Annotated in this window: 9 protein-coding genes; 5 read left to right on the top strand and 4 right to left on the bottom strand. The window is 58.7% G+C overall.

What is annotated here, in order from left to right; genetic code table 11:
* Positions 1 to 172: 172 nt before the first annotated feature.
* The 4 genes from HK22_RS13895 to HK22_RS13880 all read right to left on the bottom strand — a co-directional run bounded on the left by HK22_RS13895 (position 173) and on the right by HK22_RS13880 (position 5,994).
* Positions 173 to 3,775, bottom strand: coding sequence for a molybdopterin cofactor-binding domain-containing protein (locus HK22_RS13895; protein WP_086649705.1), 3,603 nt, complete (start codon positions 3,773 to 3,775; stop codon positions 173 to 175).
* A 2-nt stretch (positions 3,776 to 3,777) separates the two neighbouring features.
* On the bottom strand, positions 3,778 to 4,254 hold the full coding sequence (locus HK22_RS13890; RefSeq protein WP_086649704.1) for a (2Fe-2S)-binding protein: 477 nt from the start codon (positions 4,252 to 4,254) through the stop codon (positions 3,778 to 3,780).
* A 19-nt stretch (positions 4,255 to 4,273) separates the two neighbouring features.
* On the bottom strand, positions 4,274 to 5,401 hold the full coding sequence (locus HK22_RS13885) for an FAD-dependent monooxygenase (protein ID WP_086649703.1): 1,128 nt from the start codon (positions 5,399 to 5,401) through the stop codon (positions 4,274 to 4,276).
* Between the two features lie 155 nt (positions 5,402 to 5,556).
* Positions 5,557 to 5,994, bottom strand: coding sequence for a MarR family winged helix-turn-helix transcriptional regulator (locus HK22_RS13880; RefSeq protein WP_231865221.1), 438 nt, complete (start codon positions 5,992 to 5,994; stop codon positions 5,557 to 5,559).
* Positions 5,995 to 6,430: 436 nt separating this feature from the next.
* Here HK22_RS13880 and HK22_RS13875 point away from each other — a divergent pair, with 436 nt between their 5' ends.
* The 5 genes from HK22_RS13875 (at position 6,431) to HK22_RS13855 (ending at position 17,555) form a co-directional block, all read left to right on the top strand.
* The gene (locus tag HK22_RS13875; RefSeq protein ID WP_086649702.1) at positions 6,431 to 8,809 is read left to right on the top strand and encodes a TonB-dependent receptor domain-containing protein; all 2,379 of its coding nucleotides are present in this window, start codon (positions 6,431 to 6,433) and stop codon (positions 8,807 to 8,809) included.
* An 86-nt stretch (positions 8,810 to 8,895) separates the two neighbouring features.
* Positions 8,896 to 10,254, top strand: coding sequence for an MFS transporter (locus HK22_RS13870; protein ID WP_086649701.1), 1,359 nt, complete (start codon positions 8,896 to 8,898; stop codon positions 10,252 to 10,254).
* 1 nt (position 10,255) lies between these two features.
* Positions 10,256 to 12,673, top strand: a complete 2,418-nt coding sequence (locus HK22_RS13865; RefSeq protein ID WP_086649700.1) for a beta-glucosidase — start codon at positions 10,256 to 10,258, stop codon at positions 12,671 to 12,673.
* Positions 12,670 to 14,901 (top strand): MGH1-like glycoside hydrolase domain-containing protein, encoded by a 2,232-nt coding sequence (locus HK22_RS13860; RefSeq protein WP_086649699.1) that lies wholly within the window; start codon positions 12,670 to 12,672, stop codon positions 14,899 to 14,901. The genes HK22_RS13865 and HK22_RS13860 overlap by 4 nt, the downstream gene beginning before the upstream one ends.
* On the top strand, positions 14,898 to 17,555 hold the full coding sequence (locus HK22_RS13855) for a hypothetical protein (RefSeq protein ID WP_143412433.1): 2,658 nt from the start codon (positions 14,898 to 14,900) through the stop codon (positions 17,553 to 17,555). The genes HK22_RS13860 and HK22_RS13855 overlap by 4 nt, the downstream gene beginning before the upstream one ends.
* Positions 17,556 to 17,718: the final 163 nt, after the last annotated feature.

Here is a 17,718-nt window from a genome sequence, read left to right as displayed (position 1 = left end):
ACATTGGGGTCAAACCCCATCAGCAGCGGCCCCACAACGGTCGATCCCGTCATCGCAAGGACATGCTGGCCGCCGAGGAGGACCGTCTGTCCCACCCCCGGATGCTCGTCAGGCGCGATCATGTCCGTCCGTTGGGCCCGGCGCCAAACCGGAAGCCAGCGTTCACCCATCCTCAGTGTCCTCCGTTCGCGCGGATCTGAGCACGGAGCCGGGCCACATGAGCCTCCAGATCCGTCCATTCGGACCGACCGGGAGCCATTGTCCGCCTCAGATATGCAACGAGTTCCGCAATCTGGCGGTCAGACAGGATGTTCCCGAATGTCGGCATGGTGGTCGCCTGCGCATAGGCAGGCTGCGAAACACCCTTGAGAATGACATGAACGAGATTATCCGGGCTGTCCGCCTGGATATTACTGTTGAGCGCAAGCTGGGGACGCGCGCCGAACAGATGCGCGCCTTCGCCTTCATGGCAACTCGCACAGCTTCCGTTATAGATCCGCGAGCCCTCGCCCCGGTCCAGCGCCTGCAGCCCGCGCGCCTGTTCCAAAACCGCATCCCGACGCGCCGCCACACCTTCGACGGCATTCCTGCGATCGAAGGACGCGATGTAATGCGCAATCGCCCGCACATCCGCATCCGGCAGGACCGCCATGGAATGAACGACCGGCGCCATCGGCCCACCCGCGGGACCATGCGCCGGGCTGAATCCCGTCCGCAGATAGACGTACAGATCGTCCTCGCTCCAGGGCAATGGAGACTGTGACAGCGTGCTCAGCGCGGGTGCGGACCATCCCTCAGCCTCGCCCCCGGCCAGATACGCACTCTTCCAGCGCTCGGCCCCCAGCGCATTACGCGGCGTATGACACGCCGAGCAGTGCCCCAGACCTTCCGCCAGATAGGCCCCACGATTCCACTGTTCAGATTGGGCCGGATCGGGCGTGAACGGCGCGGGGTCATGGAACAGCATGTTCCACCCCGCCATCGAGAAGCGCATGTTGTACGGGAACTTCAGCGCCGTCTTCGGCACCGCATTGCGCACCGGTTTCTGCGACATCAGATAGGCATACAGATCCCGCAGATCCGCATCGCTCGTCTTTGCAAATGCCGTATAGGGAAACGCCGGATAGAGATGCCGCCCGTCCCGGCTGATGCCATGACGCATTGCACGCTCGAACGCTTCATAGGACCAGGCCCCAAGTCCGGTATCCACATCCGGCGTCAGATTGGTGGAATAGATGATCCCGAACGGCGTCTCCAGCGGGAATGCCCCCCCATTCGTCACCCCACCCGGCGCCGTATGACAGACCGCACAATCCCCCGCGGCGGCAACCTTCTCGCCCCGTGCAATCGCAGCATCGGAAAACAGCCCGGCTTCCGGCGGTGAGACCGGCGCAATTGCCGACCGCCAGGGCATGACCGTCGCCATCAGACCGCCCACCGTCGCAAAAGCCGCTGCAAACGCCCCGCGACGCAGCTTCGCGCCCAGCGTCGTCCGTGCCATCGCCGGACGCATTTCCGGCCCAGCCACACCCAGCGCCGCCAATGGTCGCACCGCCTCCGCCGTCAGCGGCCCGAGCGCCTCATCCAGCCGTGCCTTCACCTTTTCCGGCGTGAACGGCACATCCCGAAAACGCACGCCCGTGGCAGCATAAAGCGCATTGGCAATCGCCGCCGCACTCGGCACGGACGCGGACTCCCCCGCCCCCAGAGGCGGGTGGTCCTGACGCTCCATCAGCACGGGTTCAATCGCCGGCAGCTCCGGGAAAGTCAGGATCGGATAGCCACCCCAGTCCCTGCTCTCCACGCCCTTTTCGTCGAACTGGACCTCTTCGCGCAGGATCCGGCTCGTAGACTGGATGACATTGCCCTGAAGCTGATGGCGCACCCCAGCCGGGTTCACCATCATGCCCGCATCCTGCCCGACCACCGCCCGCGTGACACTCACCACGCCGGACTGACGATCTACCTCCACATCCGCAACCCAGGCCGACCACGCTGCCGCCGTGCCGGGAAATGTCCCATGCACATACTGCGCATAGGCCAGTCCCCGTCCCTTCAGCACGCGGGCCTGCGGATCAACCTCGACCGGCCCGGCCTGATATGTCCACCCAGCCCGATCCGCCGTCGCCTTCAGAAGCTCGCAGGCCCGCTGGTCCGGCAGATGATCCAGACGGTATTCCAGCGGATCAGCCCCGGCCTCCGCCGCCAGCTCGTCGATATAGCTGTCATGCGCAAAACTGTTCGGAAGCGCAGAAACGCCCCGAAACCAGGATGCCCGCGCAATCGGGGGCATATCCTGAACCGTCACCCGCGCGTTGGGATAATCATAGGGCGGAACAGACGTCCGATCCCCCATCTGCGCCACAGACGGCACGTCAGCCGGAACCACACCCGTCAGCACCAGCGCCAGCAATGGCGAGACATTGGACGGATAACTGGTGTCCAGATCATACGCGACAGGCTGCCCGGACGCATCAATTCCGCCCCGGATCCGCACGAGCTGTGCAGCACCTTTCGGCTCCCAGACATGCTCCAGCTCGCGCGAAAGCTGCACCCGCACCGGCCGCCCCACCGCGCGCGACAGCAGGGCTGCGTCGCCGCCCACATCATCTGCGCAGTTACGCCCATAGCACCCGGCGGCCTCATGCCGGATGACCTGGATATCCGCCGTAGACAGGCCCATCAGCAGCGCCAGATCCGCGCGCAGCATGTGCGGGTTCTGTGTCCCGGACCAGAGTTTCAGCTTTCCATCCTGCCAGTCCGCCACTGAACAGGACGGACCGATGGAGCCATGCATCTGGTACGGCCAGAAATATTCCCGCTCCAGAACAGTCTTCGCACCTGCCAGACCGTCTTCAAGCGTGCCGCGATCCAGCACAACGCGCGGCGTTGCAGGGTTATCCCGCACGGCCTCGACCGGATCGGTCAGATCCGGCAGTGCAACAGGCGCCCACTTGACCCGCAATGCTTCTGCGGCAGCCGCAGCCTGTTCCTCGCGTTCGGCCACTACACCCACGAAATCGCCGACCACGACCACATCCACCACACCTGGAAGATGCGTCACAGACTCCCGATCAACCGAAAGCAGCGCCCGTCCGACATACGGTCCGTGATCGTAACCCTCATAAGGCGGCCGCACGACGCGCCCATGCAGCATCCCGTCCACACGGACGTCATGGACATAGACCGCCCGGCCCGTCACCTTGTCCGGAATATCGACGCGCGGCATATCCCGCCCCACCAGACGATATTCTGACGTACTTTTCACCGCCGCCGCATCATCGAGGAGCACCCGCAGTTCCACGCCCTCGACCAGATCTCCGATCCGATAGACCCGGTTCGGCAAAGGCGGTTCACAGACCAGCTCACCCTCCCGCAGCGTTATGGTCCCAACCGCCCGGCCCGTCAGTTCCGCTGCACGTTCCAGCAGGAGATGCCGCGCCTGCGCTGCTGCCCGGCGAAGCGGAATGGCCGTGACCTGAATGGTCTCGCTCGCAATCGTCGCACCCTGATCGGGGGTATCCTCGGTATGGCCCAGCACCATCCGCACCTGCGCCGGACGGGCATCAAGCTCTTCCGCCACGATCTGCGCCAGAGACGTCGCAATCCCCGTTCCCAGATCCACATGCCCGCAGAACGCCACGACCTGATCGTCAGCTGTGATGCGCAGGAAAATCTCGTCTTTGGGAATAAAGCCGCCCCGTGCCGCCAGTCCTTTCGGAGGCTGCGCAGGACGGAAAATGCTGAGGGAGCCCGTAGGGAGCGATGCCTGCATTATCAGGGCTCTCCCTTCACAAGACCTGCCGCGATGCAGGCGGCCTTCATGATTTCAACATGCGTGCCACAGCGACACAGATTATATCGCAACGCTTCTTTCAGCGCCGCCTCGTCAGGATCGGGCACGGCATCCAGAAATGCCTTTACCGTCATGACCATTCCGTTCAGGCAATATCCGCACTGCGCGGCCTGTGCTTTGATGAAAGCCTTCTGGACCGGATCGGACCTGTCAGAAGACAGCCCCTCCAGCGTTACGACGGACGCGCACGCAGCGGCGGTTTCAACCCGAACCACGCAGCTTCGCGCGGCCTTGCCATCCAGCAGTACGGTACAGGCCCCGCATTCTCCCAGTCCGCATCCGAATTTCGGGCCATTCAGACCAAGATCATTGCGCAGCACAGTCAGAAGTGGTGTGCCAGGGGCAGCGTGAACCTGGCGCCGTTCCCCGTTCACCATCAGAAAGACGCTGTCCGTCATAGCGTCCCTCTCCTTCACGTCAGGATGTCAGTTTCAGGTCGTAGACATTATCGCCGTAGCACCAGTACGGATCTTCAGGCTGACGCAGCCAGGTATTGGCGTTGGAAATGCTCTGGACCTTGGTCGCACGCTCCTTGCGGGCCCCGTAATAGGCTTCGAACGTCGCATCCAGATCGGCAACACCGAGCTCGCTCAGACAGCGTGTCAGCACAGCTGCGTCCTCGACTGCCATGGCTGCACCCTGTGCCATATGGGGCTTCATCGGATGACAGGAATCACCCAGAAGCACCACACGGCCCTCATGCCATTTCGACAGCGGCTCACGCGTCTTGAGCGGCCATTTCGTCACGGTTTCCGCCGCATCGATATAGCCCTGAACCATCGGATGATAATCCGCGAATGCCGCCTTGAACTCTTCACGCGTAGAAGGAAGCTGACCGGCCCGGCTGGTCCATTCCGCCGGCTCTCCCGTCACAAGATAGAATTCCTCTTCCTTGCGATCGAGATAGTAGCAGACAATATGGCGGTCAGCGGTCCACCACTTGGCGTTGACATCCGCTCCCAGAGCCTTCGCGGCGGCACCGGGAATGATCGCCCGATGCGCGATCCAGCCGGTATAGAGAGCTTCTTCCAGACCGAAGATTTTCTCACGTACACGCGAATTTATTCCGTCTGCTGCAACCAGAATGTCTACGCTATCCGTAGAACCGTTCTCGAATTCCAGCGAAACGGTCTTACCGTTATCCGTAAAATCGACGAGTTTGTGGCCCCATTTGATGCGGTCAGGCTCAATGCAATCAAGCATCGCCTGATGCAGATCACCACGATGAATGGTGATGTAAGGTGCACCGTAGCGCTCACGCTCCGCATTCAGCGGGATTTTTGCAAGAACCGAGCCATCTGTTCCGTTTCGGCTGACCCAGTAGTCAGGAAGGCAGGAAATTTCCTCGAGTTTTTTGTCTAGACCATCAAGATGGGCAAGGATTTTCAGGACGTTAGGGCCAAACTGGATGCCTGCCCCCAGCCGGGAAAAACCGGGCGCCTGATCATAAAGCGTTACGTCAAAGCCCTTACGCTGCAAAAGCCCCGCTGCAGCAACGCCACCAAGACCAGCCCCCACAATACCGACCCGAACACCACCCGACATCTGATTGCCCTTCTGCTGCTGGCCATCGCGGAGCAAGAGAGCCCAACAATAATGGCGTACACACTATATATGAATAATTCACAGTCCTTCCGGGTGCGTCAAGAAAATTATGACGATTCCGTTTCGTTTCCTGTTTGAGATATATTCCGGAGTTTTCAGTCTTCGAAAAACGCCAGTTTTTTCAGGATATGGAGCGCCGCAACCCTCTCGCACGCATCAAGCGGTGCCAGCGTACGGGCTGTCACATCCGCAGCACTTGGAATCGTACTCTCGACAAGGATGAGCCCTTCCGGTGTCAGGGACACGATACGCTGCCTGCGATCATTGCGATCCTGAACAATGCTCACCAGTCCTCTCTTGCGAAGACGCATGACGATGTCACGCAAAGTTGCGTGATCAATGCCGGTCGCGGCACTGATCTGTACGAGAGGGGCTTCCTTCAGCCGATAGACTGTCACCATGGCTGCAAACTGGGCAGAGGTCAGCCGATCGTCGGGAATTTCACGCTGAAAGATGATCGTGTGTCGCTGATAGGCGCGCCGGAGAAGATATCCGATCTGATTGCAAAGCTCGTAATCTGCATCACGCGACATCGGATTTTTCTCCATTGAAACCCCAAAAGATTTTTACAGCCTCTGAAGGGATTGTATATCCAAATTTCCCGATCGCCTTCCCTTCACAGCGCGCGACAAATACCCCGGATACCCCCACCCATCCAGAAAGAAGGCCAGCACCCCATGCCACATCTCGCAATGCCTCAGTCACTTCCCCTGTCCACGCACGCCTCTGCTGCCCTGCTTCTGATTAATGACGTACACATTAGTAATAGCTACACAATCTCTGAACGGAGCATCCGGAAAAACGAAAAACAATGGCTGTAAGACAGTGCTTTTCGGGAGATTCTTTTTTGTTGCAGAATCGAATTGTCGTTCATAATATCGTTTATACGTTATAAGATCGAAACGTGACGTTTTCCCGCTATCAGATTGCCATCCCATCCGACCCGTGTGAGAGCAAGGATTGATCTCAATGCGTATCGTCTCTCAGAACAAACTCGCGTTACGCCACATGGCTCTGCTTTCCACAGTGCTGGCCGTCATTCCCTCATACGGGTGGGCGGCAGAAAAATCGCAGCATGTCCGTAAGGGAAAGGCGCATCCACAGCACACGCTCCCTGCGTCCAGACCATCTGCCGCACGGCACGCTTCGTCCCGCGCCATGCAACCCGAACTTATGCAAGTTCAGGGACGGCGTGTTTCTCATGGTGCACAGACCGTCATCTCCCAACACGTTTTCACAAACGCTGTTGCCGGAACTTCCGTCATGAAAGCGTTGCAGAACGTGCCAGGTGTCCTGTTTCAATCGGACGATGCGCAGGGCGTCGATACGGGCGGTGTCAAACTCTATATCCACGGGTTCTCGCAGAACCAGATCGGTTTTTCACTGGACGGTATTCCACTCGGTGAGTCCGTCTATCGTAACTATAATGGCCTCAACGCCGTTGCCGCGCTGTCATCCGAGAATGTTGGTCATATGGAAATGTCACAGGGCGCAGGCGCCGTGGATATGCCCAGCACCAATGTGCTCGGCGGTGCGATCATGATTTCGTCGTCTGATCCCAAGGACAAGTTCGGTGGCACGCTGGCCGCGACCGGCGGAAGCAACGCCACCACCCACGCTTTCATCCGTATCGACAGCGGCAAGCTGAACCCCACCGGGACCAAGTTCTACGTGTCCTACATGCGGAACGACACCAAACTGTGGAAAGGCTATGGCACCCAGTTCTTCCAGCAGGCTAACCTGAAGCTGGTGCAGCCGATCCATAATGAAAGCAGCGTCTCGCTCCTGTTCGACTGGGCGGATGTCCAGCAGTTCAATTACCAGTCCGAAACACTGGAGACGGTCCAGAAGCTGGGTTACGGCATCTCCAACTACTATCCGAATTATCGACTGGCCTATAACGCAGCACAGGGGATCTACTCGCACGGCGAAGACAAAACCAGCGACCCGAAGGATGTATCCTACTACGCCGGAACAACGGCTTCCCGCGATCTGCTGGGAGGACTGAATTTTCATCTGAAGCTGGCGGATCATCTGCGGTGGGATTCCGTCGTGTACGGCCATAACCAGAAGGCCAATACGCAGTGGTCTGACCCCTGGATGGCGTCAGCGAACGGCGCCCCCCTTTCCGAAATCGTCAAGCAGCCCGATATCCAGCGCTTCGGCCTGACGTCGAGCATGACGTATGATATTGGGAAACACGAAATTCATGGCGGCATCTGGTACGAGAACAACAAATACGTCTCGAACATGTTCGCCTACAACGACCCGCTTCTTGCCGACGGTCAGACGCTGACGCCAAATCCTTTCCGCAAATGGTCCGACCCCTTCGCCAAGCTCTGGGGGCAGACCTACAATACCAACACGATGCAGACCTATATCGAGGACACCTGGCGTCCAGTTAAAGACCTTTCGCTCCATGCAGGTTTCAAATCCATGCTGAGCACGACCCATGTCGGACAGACAGGAAATTACGAACCCTATACCGGCACCAATGCTCTTGCCGGCGGCGTGGGTCTGACGACATTCGGGGCGTTCCTGCCGCATTTCAGCGGGGACTGGCATTTCCTGACGCATCATGAGCTGTATTTCGATATCGCCAAGAACATGCGCGCCTATCCGGAAAGCGGCTATCACCTGTCGGCATCGCCGTTTGCCGTCTCGCAGGAGGCCTTCGATCTGTCACGCAGCTCCGTCAAACCCGAGACCAGCTGGGCCTACTCGGTTGGCTACCGCTTTACGCAGCGGCGTGTGGATTTCTCGGTCAGTGCCTATCGCGTAAACTTCTCAAACCGTCTGGGCGCGCTGGTCCAGGGCAGCCAGACCAACCCGCAGACAACGGTGCTGAACCTCGGCGGTGTGACGATGAACGGCGTGGATGCCGGTCTGACCCTGCGCCCGCTGCGTGGTCTCTCGATTTTTAACTCGATCAGCTACAACCACTCGACCTACGACAACAACATCAGCCAGCAGGGCACGACCTATGCCACCAAGGGCAAGCACGTCGTGAACTATCCGGACCTGATGTACAAGGCGACGGCGGAGTACACCTACAAGAAGGCCAGCTTTAACATCGACGCGCTCTACACCAGCAGCCGTCCGTTCAGCTACACGAACGACACCTCCCTTCCGTCCTACTGGCTGGTCAATTTCGGGGCACGCTACAATTTCGGCCGCATCGGACGTCTGGAAAATCTGACAGCATCGTTTAACGTCACCAATCTGACAGGGTCACGCTACCTGATCATGACCGGTGATGACGGCGGCAATCCGCTTTCGGGCGATTACCAGTCGCTGGTCGTGGGTGCACCCCGCCAGTTCTTCGGTGGGGTGAAAGCAGACTTCTGACATTCCCCTGTCTGGACCGGACTTCCCCGGCGCTGCCTTTTCAGGATGAAGAAAAGGCAGCGCAGCGCTTACAACCGGATGGCTGCATGAACGGCACGACGAACAACCAGCGCCCCGCACTGTGGGAACGGATGAGCTTCGGTTTCGGCGATCTGGCAGGGAATGCCCTGTTTGGAATTACCGGGGCCTATCTCATCTATTACTATACCAATGTTTACGGTCTCTCCGCATCCTCTGTTGCCCTGCTGATGCTTCTGGCACGGGTGGTCGACAGCGTGGTGGACCCGGTCATCGGATATCTGATCGACCATCGCATCCTGTTCGGTGGGCGCGTCCGGCCTTACCTGAAATGGTTTTCGCTACCACTCGGCCTCCTGACATTCTGCTGTTTTCTGCCACTGCCACTTGGAGCAGGAGGACGCCTCGCCTGGGCCTACGCCACCTATCTCGTGATGGGTATACTCTTTTCGCTCGTCATCGTGCCCTATGGGCTGTTGCCCAACGTCATGACCCGCAACCGGGAGGACCGTCTCTCCCTGTCCACTTTCCGCATGATGGGCGCAACACTCGCGACGTTTCTGGTCGGATCGTCCATCCTGCCAATGGTGCATCTGTTTGGTGCTGGTAACGAGAAGCTGGGATACCCGCTGGCGATGGCCGTTGCAGGGGCCGTAGGCGGAGGACTGGCGCTCATTCCTTTTTTCACCTGCCGCGAGCGTCATGACCTGGAAGCGAATGACAGCCCCATCCGGGTTCTGCTCGGCTCCCTGTTCCGCAACCGGGCATGGGTGATCGTCACGATCGTGTTGAGCCTGTTCTACATCAATTTGACGGCGTTCTATGGCCTGTCGCTGTATTACGCGACAGAAGTCCTGCATCGCCCGCAGTATTTCGGGGGGCTGCTCATCTCGATGATGGGGGCCAGCAAGGTTCTGGGAGTGATGTGCTCGCCCTGGCTTGCCCGCCATGTCGGACAGAAACTGACGATTGTGCTGCCCTATATTCTCTCTGCAATCGGTCTGGCCCTGTTTGCCTATGGCCCGAACAGCGCGGTCTATCTGGTCGCCGTCTTTGGCATGATCTGCTTTTTCCAAGGCATGACCCTGCCTGTTTTCTATGCGATGGTCGCGGATTCCATTGATTACGGTACGGCCGTTACGGGCATTCGAGCGTCCGGAATGGCCTATTCCGTGAACAGCTTTGCGGGAAAGGTCGCCTGGGCCGTCGGCGGCTCGCTTTCTGCAGCGATTCTGGGCTGGGGCGGCTATGTTCCCCATGCCGTCACACAGACACAGACCGCACGCGCCTTTATCACGTTCGGTTTTCTGGGTGTCCCGGCCTGCGTCGCCCTGCTCTCGGTCCTGGTCATCCTGCTTTACCCTTCCGAAGACGAGATGACGCGCACCCTTCAGCCTGAAACTCCCGTTGCGCTAGAGGGGATCTGACATGGCAAACGCATTCCGAAGTGAGGCCGGCGCCATCGTCGCGCAGATGACAATCACGGAGAAGCTCGACCTCGTCTGCGGCAACGGCCTGTGGCGCACGACGGGCGTGCCCCGACTGGGACTGCCGTCATTACTGATGGTCGATGGTTCCAACGGCCTGCGCGTCGTACCGAATCAGATCTCCACAGACCCACAGAATGCCGATCTCGGGGCGTTCCTCGATGCCGTTGATACAACTGACGATCCGGAAAGTCGTGACAGCAATGTCCTGCTCGGCAAGAGCGTGCCGGCAACCTGTTTTCCTGCACTGTCCGTTCTGGCCAACAGCTGGGACATCGAACTGGCCCATGAGATCGGGGAGGCACTGGCGATCGAATGCCGGGCTGCAGGCGCGCAGATTCTGCTCGGACCGGGCATCAACCTGCGCCGTTCGCCGCTGGCGGGGCGGGGTTTTGAATATTTCAGCGAAGACCCGATCCTGACGGGAGACATGGCAGCCGGCGTCATCCGGGGTCTTCAGGACAAGGGCGTGGGAGCATCTCTCAAGCATTTTGCGTGCAACAATTCCGAAGTTGAACGCATCAGCATGGATTCTGTCGTCGAGCCCCGCGCGCTGCACGAACTGTATTTTCTGGGTTTCGAGCGCGCGATTGCCCGGAGTAACCCGTGGACGGTCATGACGTCCTACAACCGGCTCAACGGGTTTCAGACGTCACAGAACCCGTGGCTCCTGCGCGGGGTCGTCCGGGAACGGTGGCACTATGACGGTGTGATCATGTCTGACTGGCACGGGATTCAGGATCTCCCAGCCGCCGTAAAGGCCGGGAACGATCTGGATATGCCGTTCAATGCCGCCCGCAGGCGACGGCTTGAAAGCGCAGTCCTGAACAAGAGGGTGCCTGAGGCTGCGCTGGACCAAGCCTGTACCCATATCGCTGCCCTCACCCTGCGGATCGTGGATGCCCAGCGCCGACTGCCCGTTTCACGCCCGGATTTCGCGACCCATCACGATCTCGCCCGCAAGGCGGCCGCCCGCGCCTGTGTTCTGCTGAGCAACCAGAATGACGTCCTGCCTCTCACCCCGGAACCCGGTAAACGCCTGCTGGTCATTGGCACAGGCGCGGTCTTGCCTGAAATACAGGGGGCGGGCAGCGCCGCCGTCCGGCCCATCCGGTGCGATATTCCGCTCGATTGCCTGAGAGAGACTGCACCTGAAGGTGTATCCCTCCACTGGGAACCCGGCTGGGGTGAGGATGGCAACCATGACGCACACCGTCAGGGCGCAGCCCTTGCCGCAGCGCGCACGGCCGAAACCGTCATCGTCTTCGCCTCCACGCCGCCCTGCGTCAGTGGCGAAAACGCCGACCGGCCCGATCTGGGGCTATGCCCGGCGCATGATCGCCTGATTACCGAACTGACGAAGATCCATGACAGGATCGTCGTGGTTCTGAGCCATCCGGATGCCGTCGTGCTGCCATGGGCCAACAACGTGCAGGCCATTCTCTCGGCAGGCTATGCAGGGGCCGGCCTGGGACAGGCCGTGGCCGATATCCTGTTCGGGCATACCAACCCGTCCGGCAAAACGTCTGTTACATGGCCTGTGCGACCGGAAGACTGCCCTGCCTTTCTGGGATATCCCGGTGAACAGGGAACACATCTGTATCGGGAAGGCATTTTCGTCGGATACCGATTTTTCGACATCCGCCACATACAGCCGCTTTTCCCATTCGGCCACGGACTGTCCTACACGTCCTTTACCTACGATGCGCTGGAACTGACGACCGGAGCGGATGACGTGACCGTCCGCTTCACACTGTCCAACACCGGCGCCCGGACCGGTTGGGAAGTCTGTCAGCTTTACCTCGGGCGGACTCCAACCGCCCCAAACCGGGCGCTCCCCCACCATCCGCTCCGGGCCCTGAAAGGGTTTGCGACGGTTTGTCTGGAGCCGGGAGAAAGCCGCGTCGTGGACATGACGCTAAGCCGCCGCGATCTCGCCTATTTCGACACCGTACGGGACGACTGGGCCGTCCCTGCCGGAGAGGTCAGCATCGAAATCGGGGCATCATCCCGCGATATCCGCCTCTCGGCTCCCCTTCATGTCACGGGCGATGCCACAGCAGCGCGATGGCTCGATCCGCACACCCCGCCCGGACAGGCGCTGGAAGTTCCGGGCGTACAGGACGATCTGGTCGCGTGGCTTGCCGGTGTGACGGGTCAGGGCATCGCTGGGACCGAAACGCGGCTTGCTTCCTGCCGCCGTTCCTTCCTTGGTATCTACGACACACTCTGCTGGTCGTTCGGTCTTGAGTTGGACGAAATCCGACTGACACAGATCCTTGACGACGCCAACAGACGTAGCGGCGCAAGAAAACCCGGACATTGCCCTGACCATAGCAGCGAACTGGATCCATCATGATTGTTGAGAGCACCGTGGCCCCGGCCCGCGCATGGAACACCTGGTCCGATCGACCGGCAGCAATGACATTCCTGCCATTGGGCGTTCATGTGACGCCCCTGCTCTATTCCACCAGCCAGCGCAGCGCGACGCTGCTTCCGCCGGGAAAGGATCTTCTGTTCGGCCGTCATGACATGGACGGAAGGCTGGTGGAGTTCGAAACCCGGCATGGTGGGACGGAAATCGCATTCCGCTATGAGAAAGATGATCCCTATTGCCTGCTGGGGACATGGGAGGGGAAAGTCCTCGCGGAATGGGGACTACGATACTGGCTGACACTGTGTCTGTCTTCCGAGTGTGGCACCACAGTGACCTATAACGGGGAAGCCGCCGTCATCCGGCTGGGCTACCGGTATGTAGCCCTGATGGGCGACATGGCCCCCGTGCAGGTTACGGCTCATGAGTCTCTGGAAGCCGTCGCAAAAGATTTCGACGATAACGGCTATTTCCATACAGGCAGCAGAGGCACATCCGCCCCCGTCATCGCATTACGGTTCAATCTGGAAATGATGCGCAAAGGGCGCTTCGCCGCAGCCGTCGCGGATAGTGAAGCACTGGCCGTCGCGAAGGCCCGGGCGGCACTTGAGCGTGAGCGCGCTTTTGAGAAAGAACCTGTACTTCCCGCCCAGACAGGACGTCACGCCGGGGCCCTGGATGCCGTTCGTGATGTTATGGCCTGGAACACCCTGTATGACGGCATCAATCGTCGCCCTTATACCACTTTCAGCCGGATCTGGAATCTGGGGACATTCGCAGTCTGGTACAACGATCAGACTTATTCCGCATTGATGACCGCCCTCATTGATGGACAGACTGCGCGAGAGAACATGGCGGTAGCGACAGCAAGCGCAACGCCTCAAGGCAATTTTGCCTGCCTCGCCACATCGAACGACACATGGGTGGACCGGACACAAGCTCCGAACGGCGCATTCATGACGTGGATGATCTATCTGCGCCAGCGCGAAAGGTCATTCCTCGAGTGTCATTACGAGGCATTATCCCGCAATCACATGTGGTGGCGACGTGAACGTGATCCCGACGGCATGGGGCTTGTCTCGTGCGGAACATCCGATGTCGGAGAATCTTTGTACAAAGGCACCCACTTCGGAGCCCGCAACGAAACGGGGATGGACAATTCCCCAACCCATGACGAAGCGCTCTACAGCCCCGAAACACGCACGCTGTCATTGCTTGATGTCGGACTGAACTGCTCTCTGACGCTTGATGCGGAATGTCTGGCGCATATTGCGCGGGAGCTGGGACGCACTGAAGACGCACAGACTTTCAATGCACTGGCAAACGATACCCGTAGCAAAATCCGGGAACATCTGTGGGATCATGAACGCAGCATTTTTGCCAATCGCCAACGACACGGCGGTTTCGTCCACAGTGTCGGCCCAACAAGCTTCTTCCCGCTGATCTGCGGTGCCGCAACACCTGAACAGGCACAGTCCCTGATCGGACATTTCTCTGATCCGGCCCGCTTCAACGGCCCGTTTATGATCCCCAATGTCAGCCGGGATGATCCTGCTTTTGCAGATAACGTCTACTGGCGGGGCCGTATCTGGCCAAATGTGAACTATTTTGTGTGGCATGGTCTGCGGCGCTACGGTTTTATCGCAGAAGCATCCCGGCTCGCCGAACGCAGCATGGCGATCTTCAACCAGTCATGGACGGAACGCAGGATTGCCGCAGAAAATTACTCGGCAATAACAGGCGAGGCCAACGACCAACCGGATACGGACCTGTTCTATTCCTGGGGCGCGATGCTGCCCATGCTGGGTGTTGCAGACGTTATGGACATTAACCCCTGGGCAGGCTGGGAACTGCAGAATACAGGGACCGACGTCACACTTGGCCCGATCCACACACCCATCGGACAGGTCATCATGGCTGTCACAAACGGCCGCATGACGCTCTTCCGTGGTCAGGAAGAGATCCTCTCCTGGACGGGAACAGGCCGCCTGACAGAACTCACCATCAGTGAAGCGCTCATGAGCTGTCGCATCCACGCCCATGAAGGCCAGCAGGGGGTTCTGACACCTGGTCCGACCTACGCCGCGCGGATCGTGGAACTTCGTGTGGATGGCAGTCCCCGCTCCGCCACACAGAACCCGAACATAGACCTGTCCGGTATGCGTCGCGGACAACGGCTCGATCTCTACCTCAGCCCGCTGATTGCGGCGTGAACACCCCGGCATTGCCCGACTGGTTTCAGACACCCGAAAACCGCTTCCGGACTGCGGCCTTCTGGTTCTGGCACCACCTGCCCACGCCTCAGATGTGCCGCGAGGCCATCGCGGACATGAAACGTGCCGGGCTGGGCTGTATTCTCGTACAGGCACGGCTCGCCATGCCCCTGTCCGACTATCTGTCCCCTGACTATCTGGCCCTGTGCCGTCTCGTCTCGGATCTGGCAAAGGAATACGGACTCAGCATTGAGATCTACGATGAATATGGCTGGATGTCGGGACATGGAGGGGGCCTCACTGTTCAGGGCGCCGATCATCTCCGTGAACGACACCTGTTCTGGACTTCCGGAAGCCTCCAGAACGGGCAGGCCACGCTTCAGATTTCAGACATCGACGCCACATTTCTGGATTTTCTCGGACCGGCCGCAAGACGCTGGACATATGAGGGCGGCAGGGCCCAATGGGGCTTGTGGCAGATCGTCGCCGGTGGCGTCATAGCGTCCCGGACATTGCTTCAGCCTTCCCAAATCAGATTCCTTGAAACAGGCGACAGCGGTTGCACCTTACAGATCACTGCCCCAGATCTCCCGGACGGAAGCCCCGTTGCTCTCTTCGTGGCAGCGACATGCCTGACATCCCGGCTGGTCAACTACCTTCTGCCGGAAACGGCTGAACGCTTTTCCGACCGCGTCTACGCCCCCCTGCGAGAGGCTTTTCCCAGAGCAGAGGCATTTTTCTTCGACCATCCTTATGCCGGTTTCTATACATGGAACGGTCAGAATTCAGCGTCCGGACCCGACGCAATCCACAATTCCCTTCTCTGGGACAACAGCCTGACTGAGACTGGTATCGACGGTATTGTCCTTTTGGACGCGGTTTATGGCACGGATCCACAGGCCGCATCGCAGCGCGCATATCTGTTTGAAACCTATGCCCGACAGGTGCATCATGCCTTTTTCGGAACCCTCAGGCGATGGTGCGACGCACATGACATTGGCCTTACCGGCCATGAACTGTTGCCCCATGTCGGTGGCTGGAATCTTCTCGGAGGGCTGGGCGGTATTGATGCGCGCGTCGCTCCAGGCGGAGACTATTTTGATATCGACGCATTCAAAACCCAGAGCGTCACGGATGCTGCCGATTACAGTCCACAGCTTTCCGCCATATTGGGAGATTCTCTTGCCCGTGCGCACGGGCGTACGCGTTGCACGGTCGAACAATATTCTACTGGGCGGGAAGTAGGCCGACCGTCCCTGCATGGACAATGGGACCTTTCACTTTCCCGACTACGCGCCCAGATGATCCGTCATATCCTTCAAGGCGCACGTCGCGTTCTGCTCCATGCCCTCTTCCTGCCGGACGCGATCCACCCGAACCCCACGCACCAGTCAGACCCGCATTTCGACTTTGCTCCAGGATTCAATCTTCAGCCCTGGTGGGACGACGCACCGGATGTTCTGGAAGAACTCGCACGTCTCTCGGCTTTTCTGGAAGATGGAGTACCAGTGCGATCGGTAGCCTTGTTCTATCCTCTGGAGGATCTCAGGGCAGCCAGCAGTATCCCGGACTGCGCAGCGCATTTCGGCATTTGGGCCAGGGCACTGATGGACGCAGGCATCGGATATACGATTATTGACGAAAGGCAGATCCGTCAGGAAACTGTCAGAAACGGCTGCCTGCATATGGTTTCAGGCCAGTTCGATACCATCATTCTGCCAGACGTCACCGTCGTTCGCGATCCTCAAACTCTCTCAATCCTTGAAGAGTTCTCCCGTACAGGAGGACGCCTGCTCAGATCAGGAAAAATCGTCACAACCTCCCGAAATGACAGAACGCAGCGGATCGAAGGGCCGGTTATCACGACTTCGGAAATTGCCCGTCTTATTGCAGAAACCTTCTCGTCACCTCTTCTGACAATCGAAGATCAACCTCAAAGGATTACGTTACAGAGATTGACCCCCTCTCTGTTACGCGTAGCTGTTTTTAATGACACAGATTGGGAAAGAACAGCCAGGCTTGCCCCAGCGTCACAGGAACGGATTCTTCTGGAATGGCGATGTGACACCGCGTCGGCAGTATCCCCGGTTTTTATCCCAGCCGATACAACCTGCATTCTTTCCCTTAGGCCCAGGCAGCTTTTAACCTTTGAATTATCTGACATAGCCGCAGAAGCCCAGTGTTTGCCAATACAGAACAAAGACTGCTTTTCTACTCCTTACAAAAAAATGCTCGAAGGAGGATGGCTCTTTCAGTCAAATCCCAATACCCGTCCAGTGCCTATCGCTGTTGAATGCGGCTGGGAACAACAGGGATTTGAGCATTTTTCCGGCCTAGGTATCTATACTCTGCACCTATCCAATTTCAACAGATGCCATAAGAAAAATCTCTATCTAGTCTTACCAAAAATTGCAGGCACAGTGAGATGCTTCGTGAATGGGCGGCAGATAGGAAAAAGCATCGAACAAAGCGCGTCATTTCTTCTTCCCGCCGATCAAGACCTCAAAATCAATCTACATATCCGCAATACTGCTGCAAATATTCTATATCCCAAAATGGATTCGTTCTTAAATCCAACAACCTTCTCTTCCGGTTTGCTGGCCATCCCCTACATATGGGACGAGACTTTGAACGCATCCGTTCCAAACCATTGAGGTAACACGACATTTAACAGGCGCGTACTAAGCTTAGTCCATGAAGCGAAACCCCGCCAGGTCAATGACCTGGCGGGGTTTTTGCGATTTGAGATGGTTGCGGGGGCAGGATTTGAACCTGCGGCCTTCAGGTTATGAGCCTGACGAGCTACCGGGCTGCTCC

This window comes from Gluconobacter sp. DsW_056 (assembly GCF_002153595.1).
In the GTDB taxonomy this organism is placed as follows: Bacteria; Pseudomonadota; Alphaproteobacteria; order Acetobacterales; family Acetobacteraceae; genus Gluconobacter; species Gluconobacter albidus.
The sequence above is the reverse complement of the archived record's forward strand: the minus strand, read 5'-3'. Positions and strand labels throughout refer to the sequence as shown.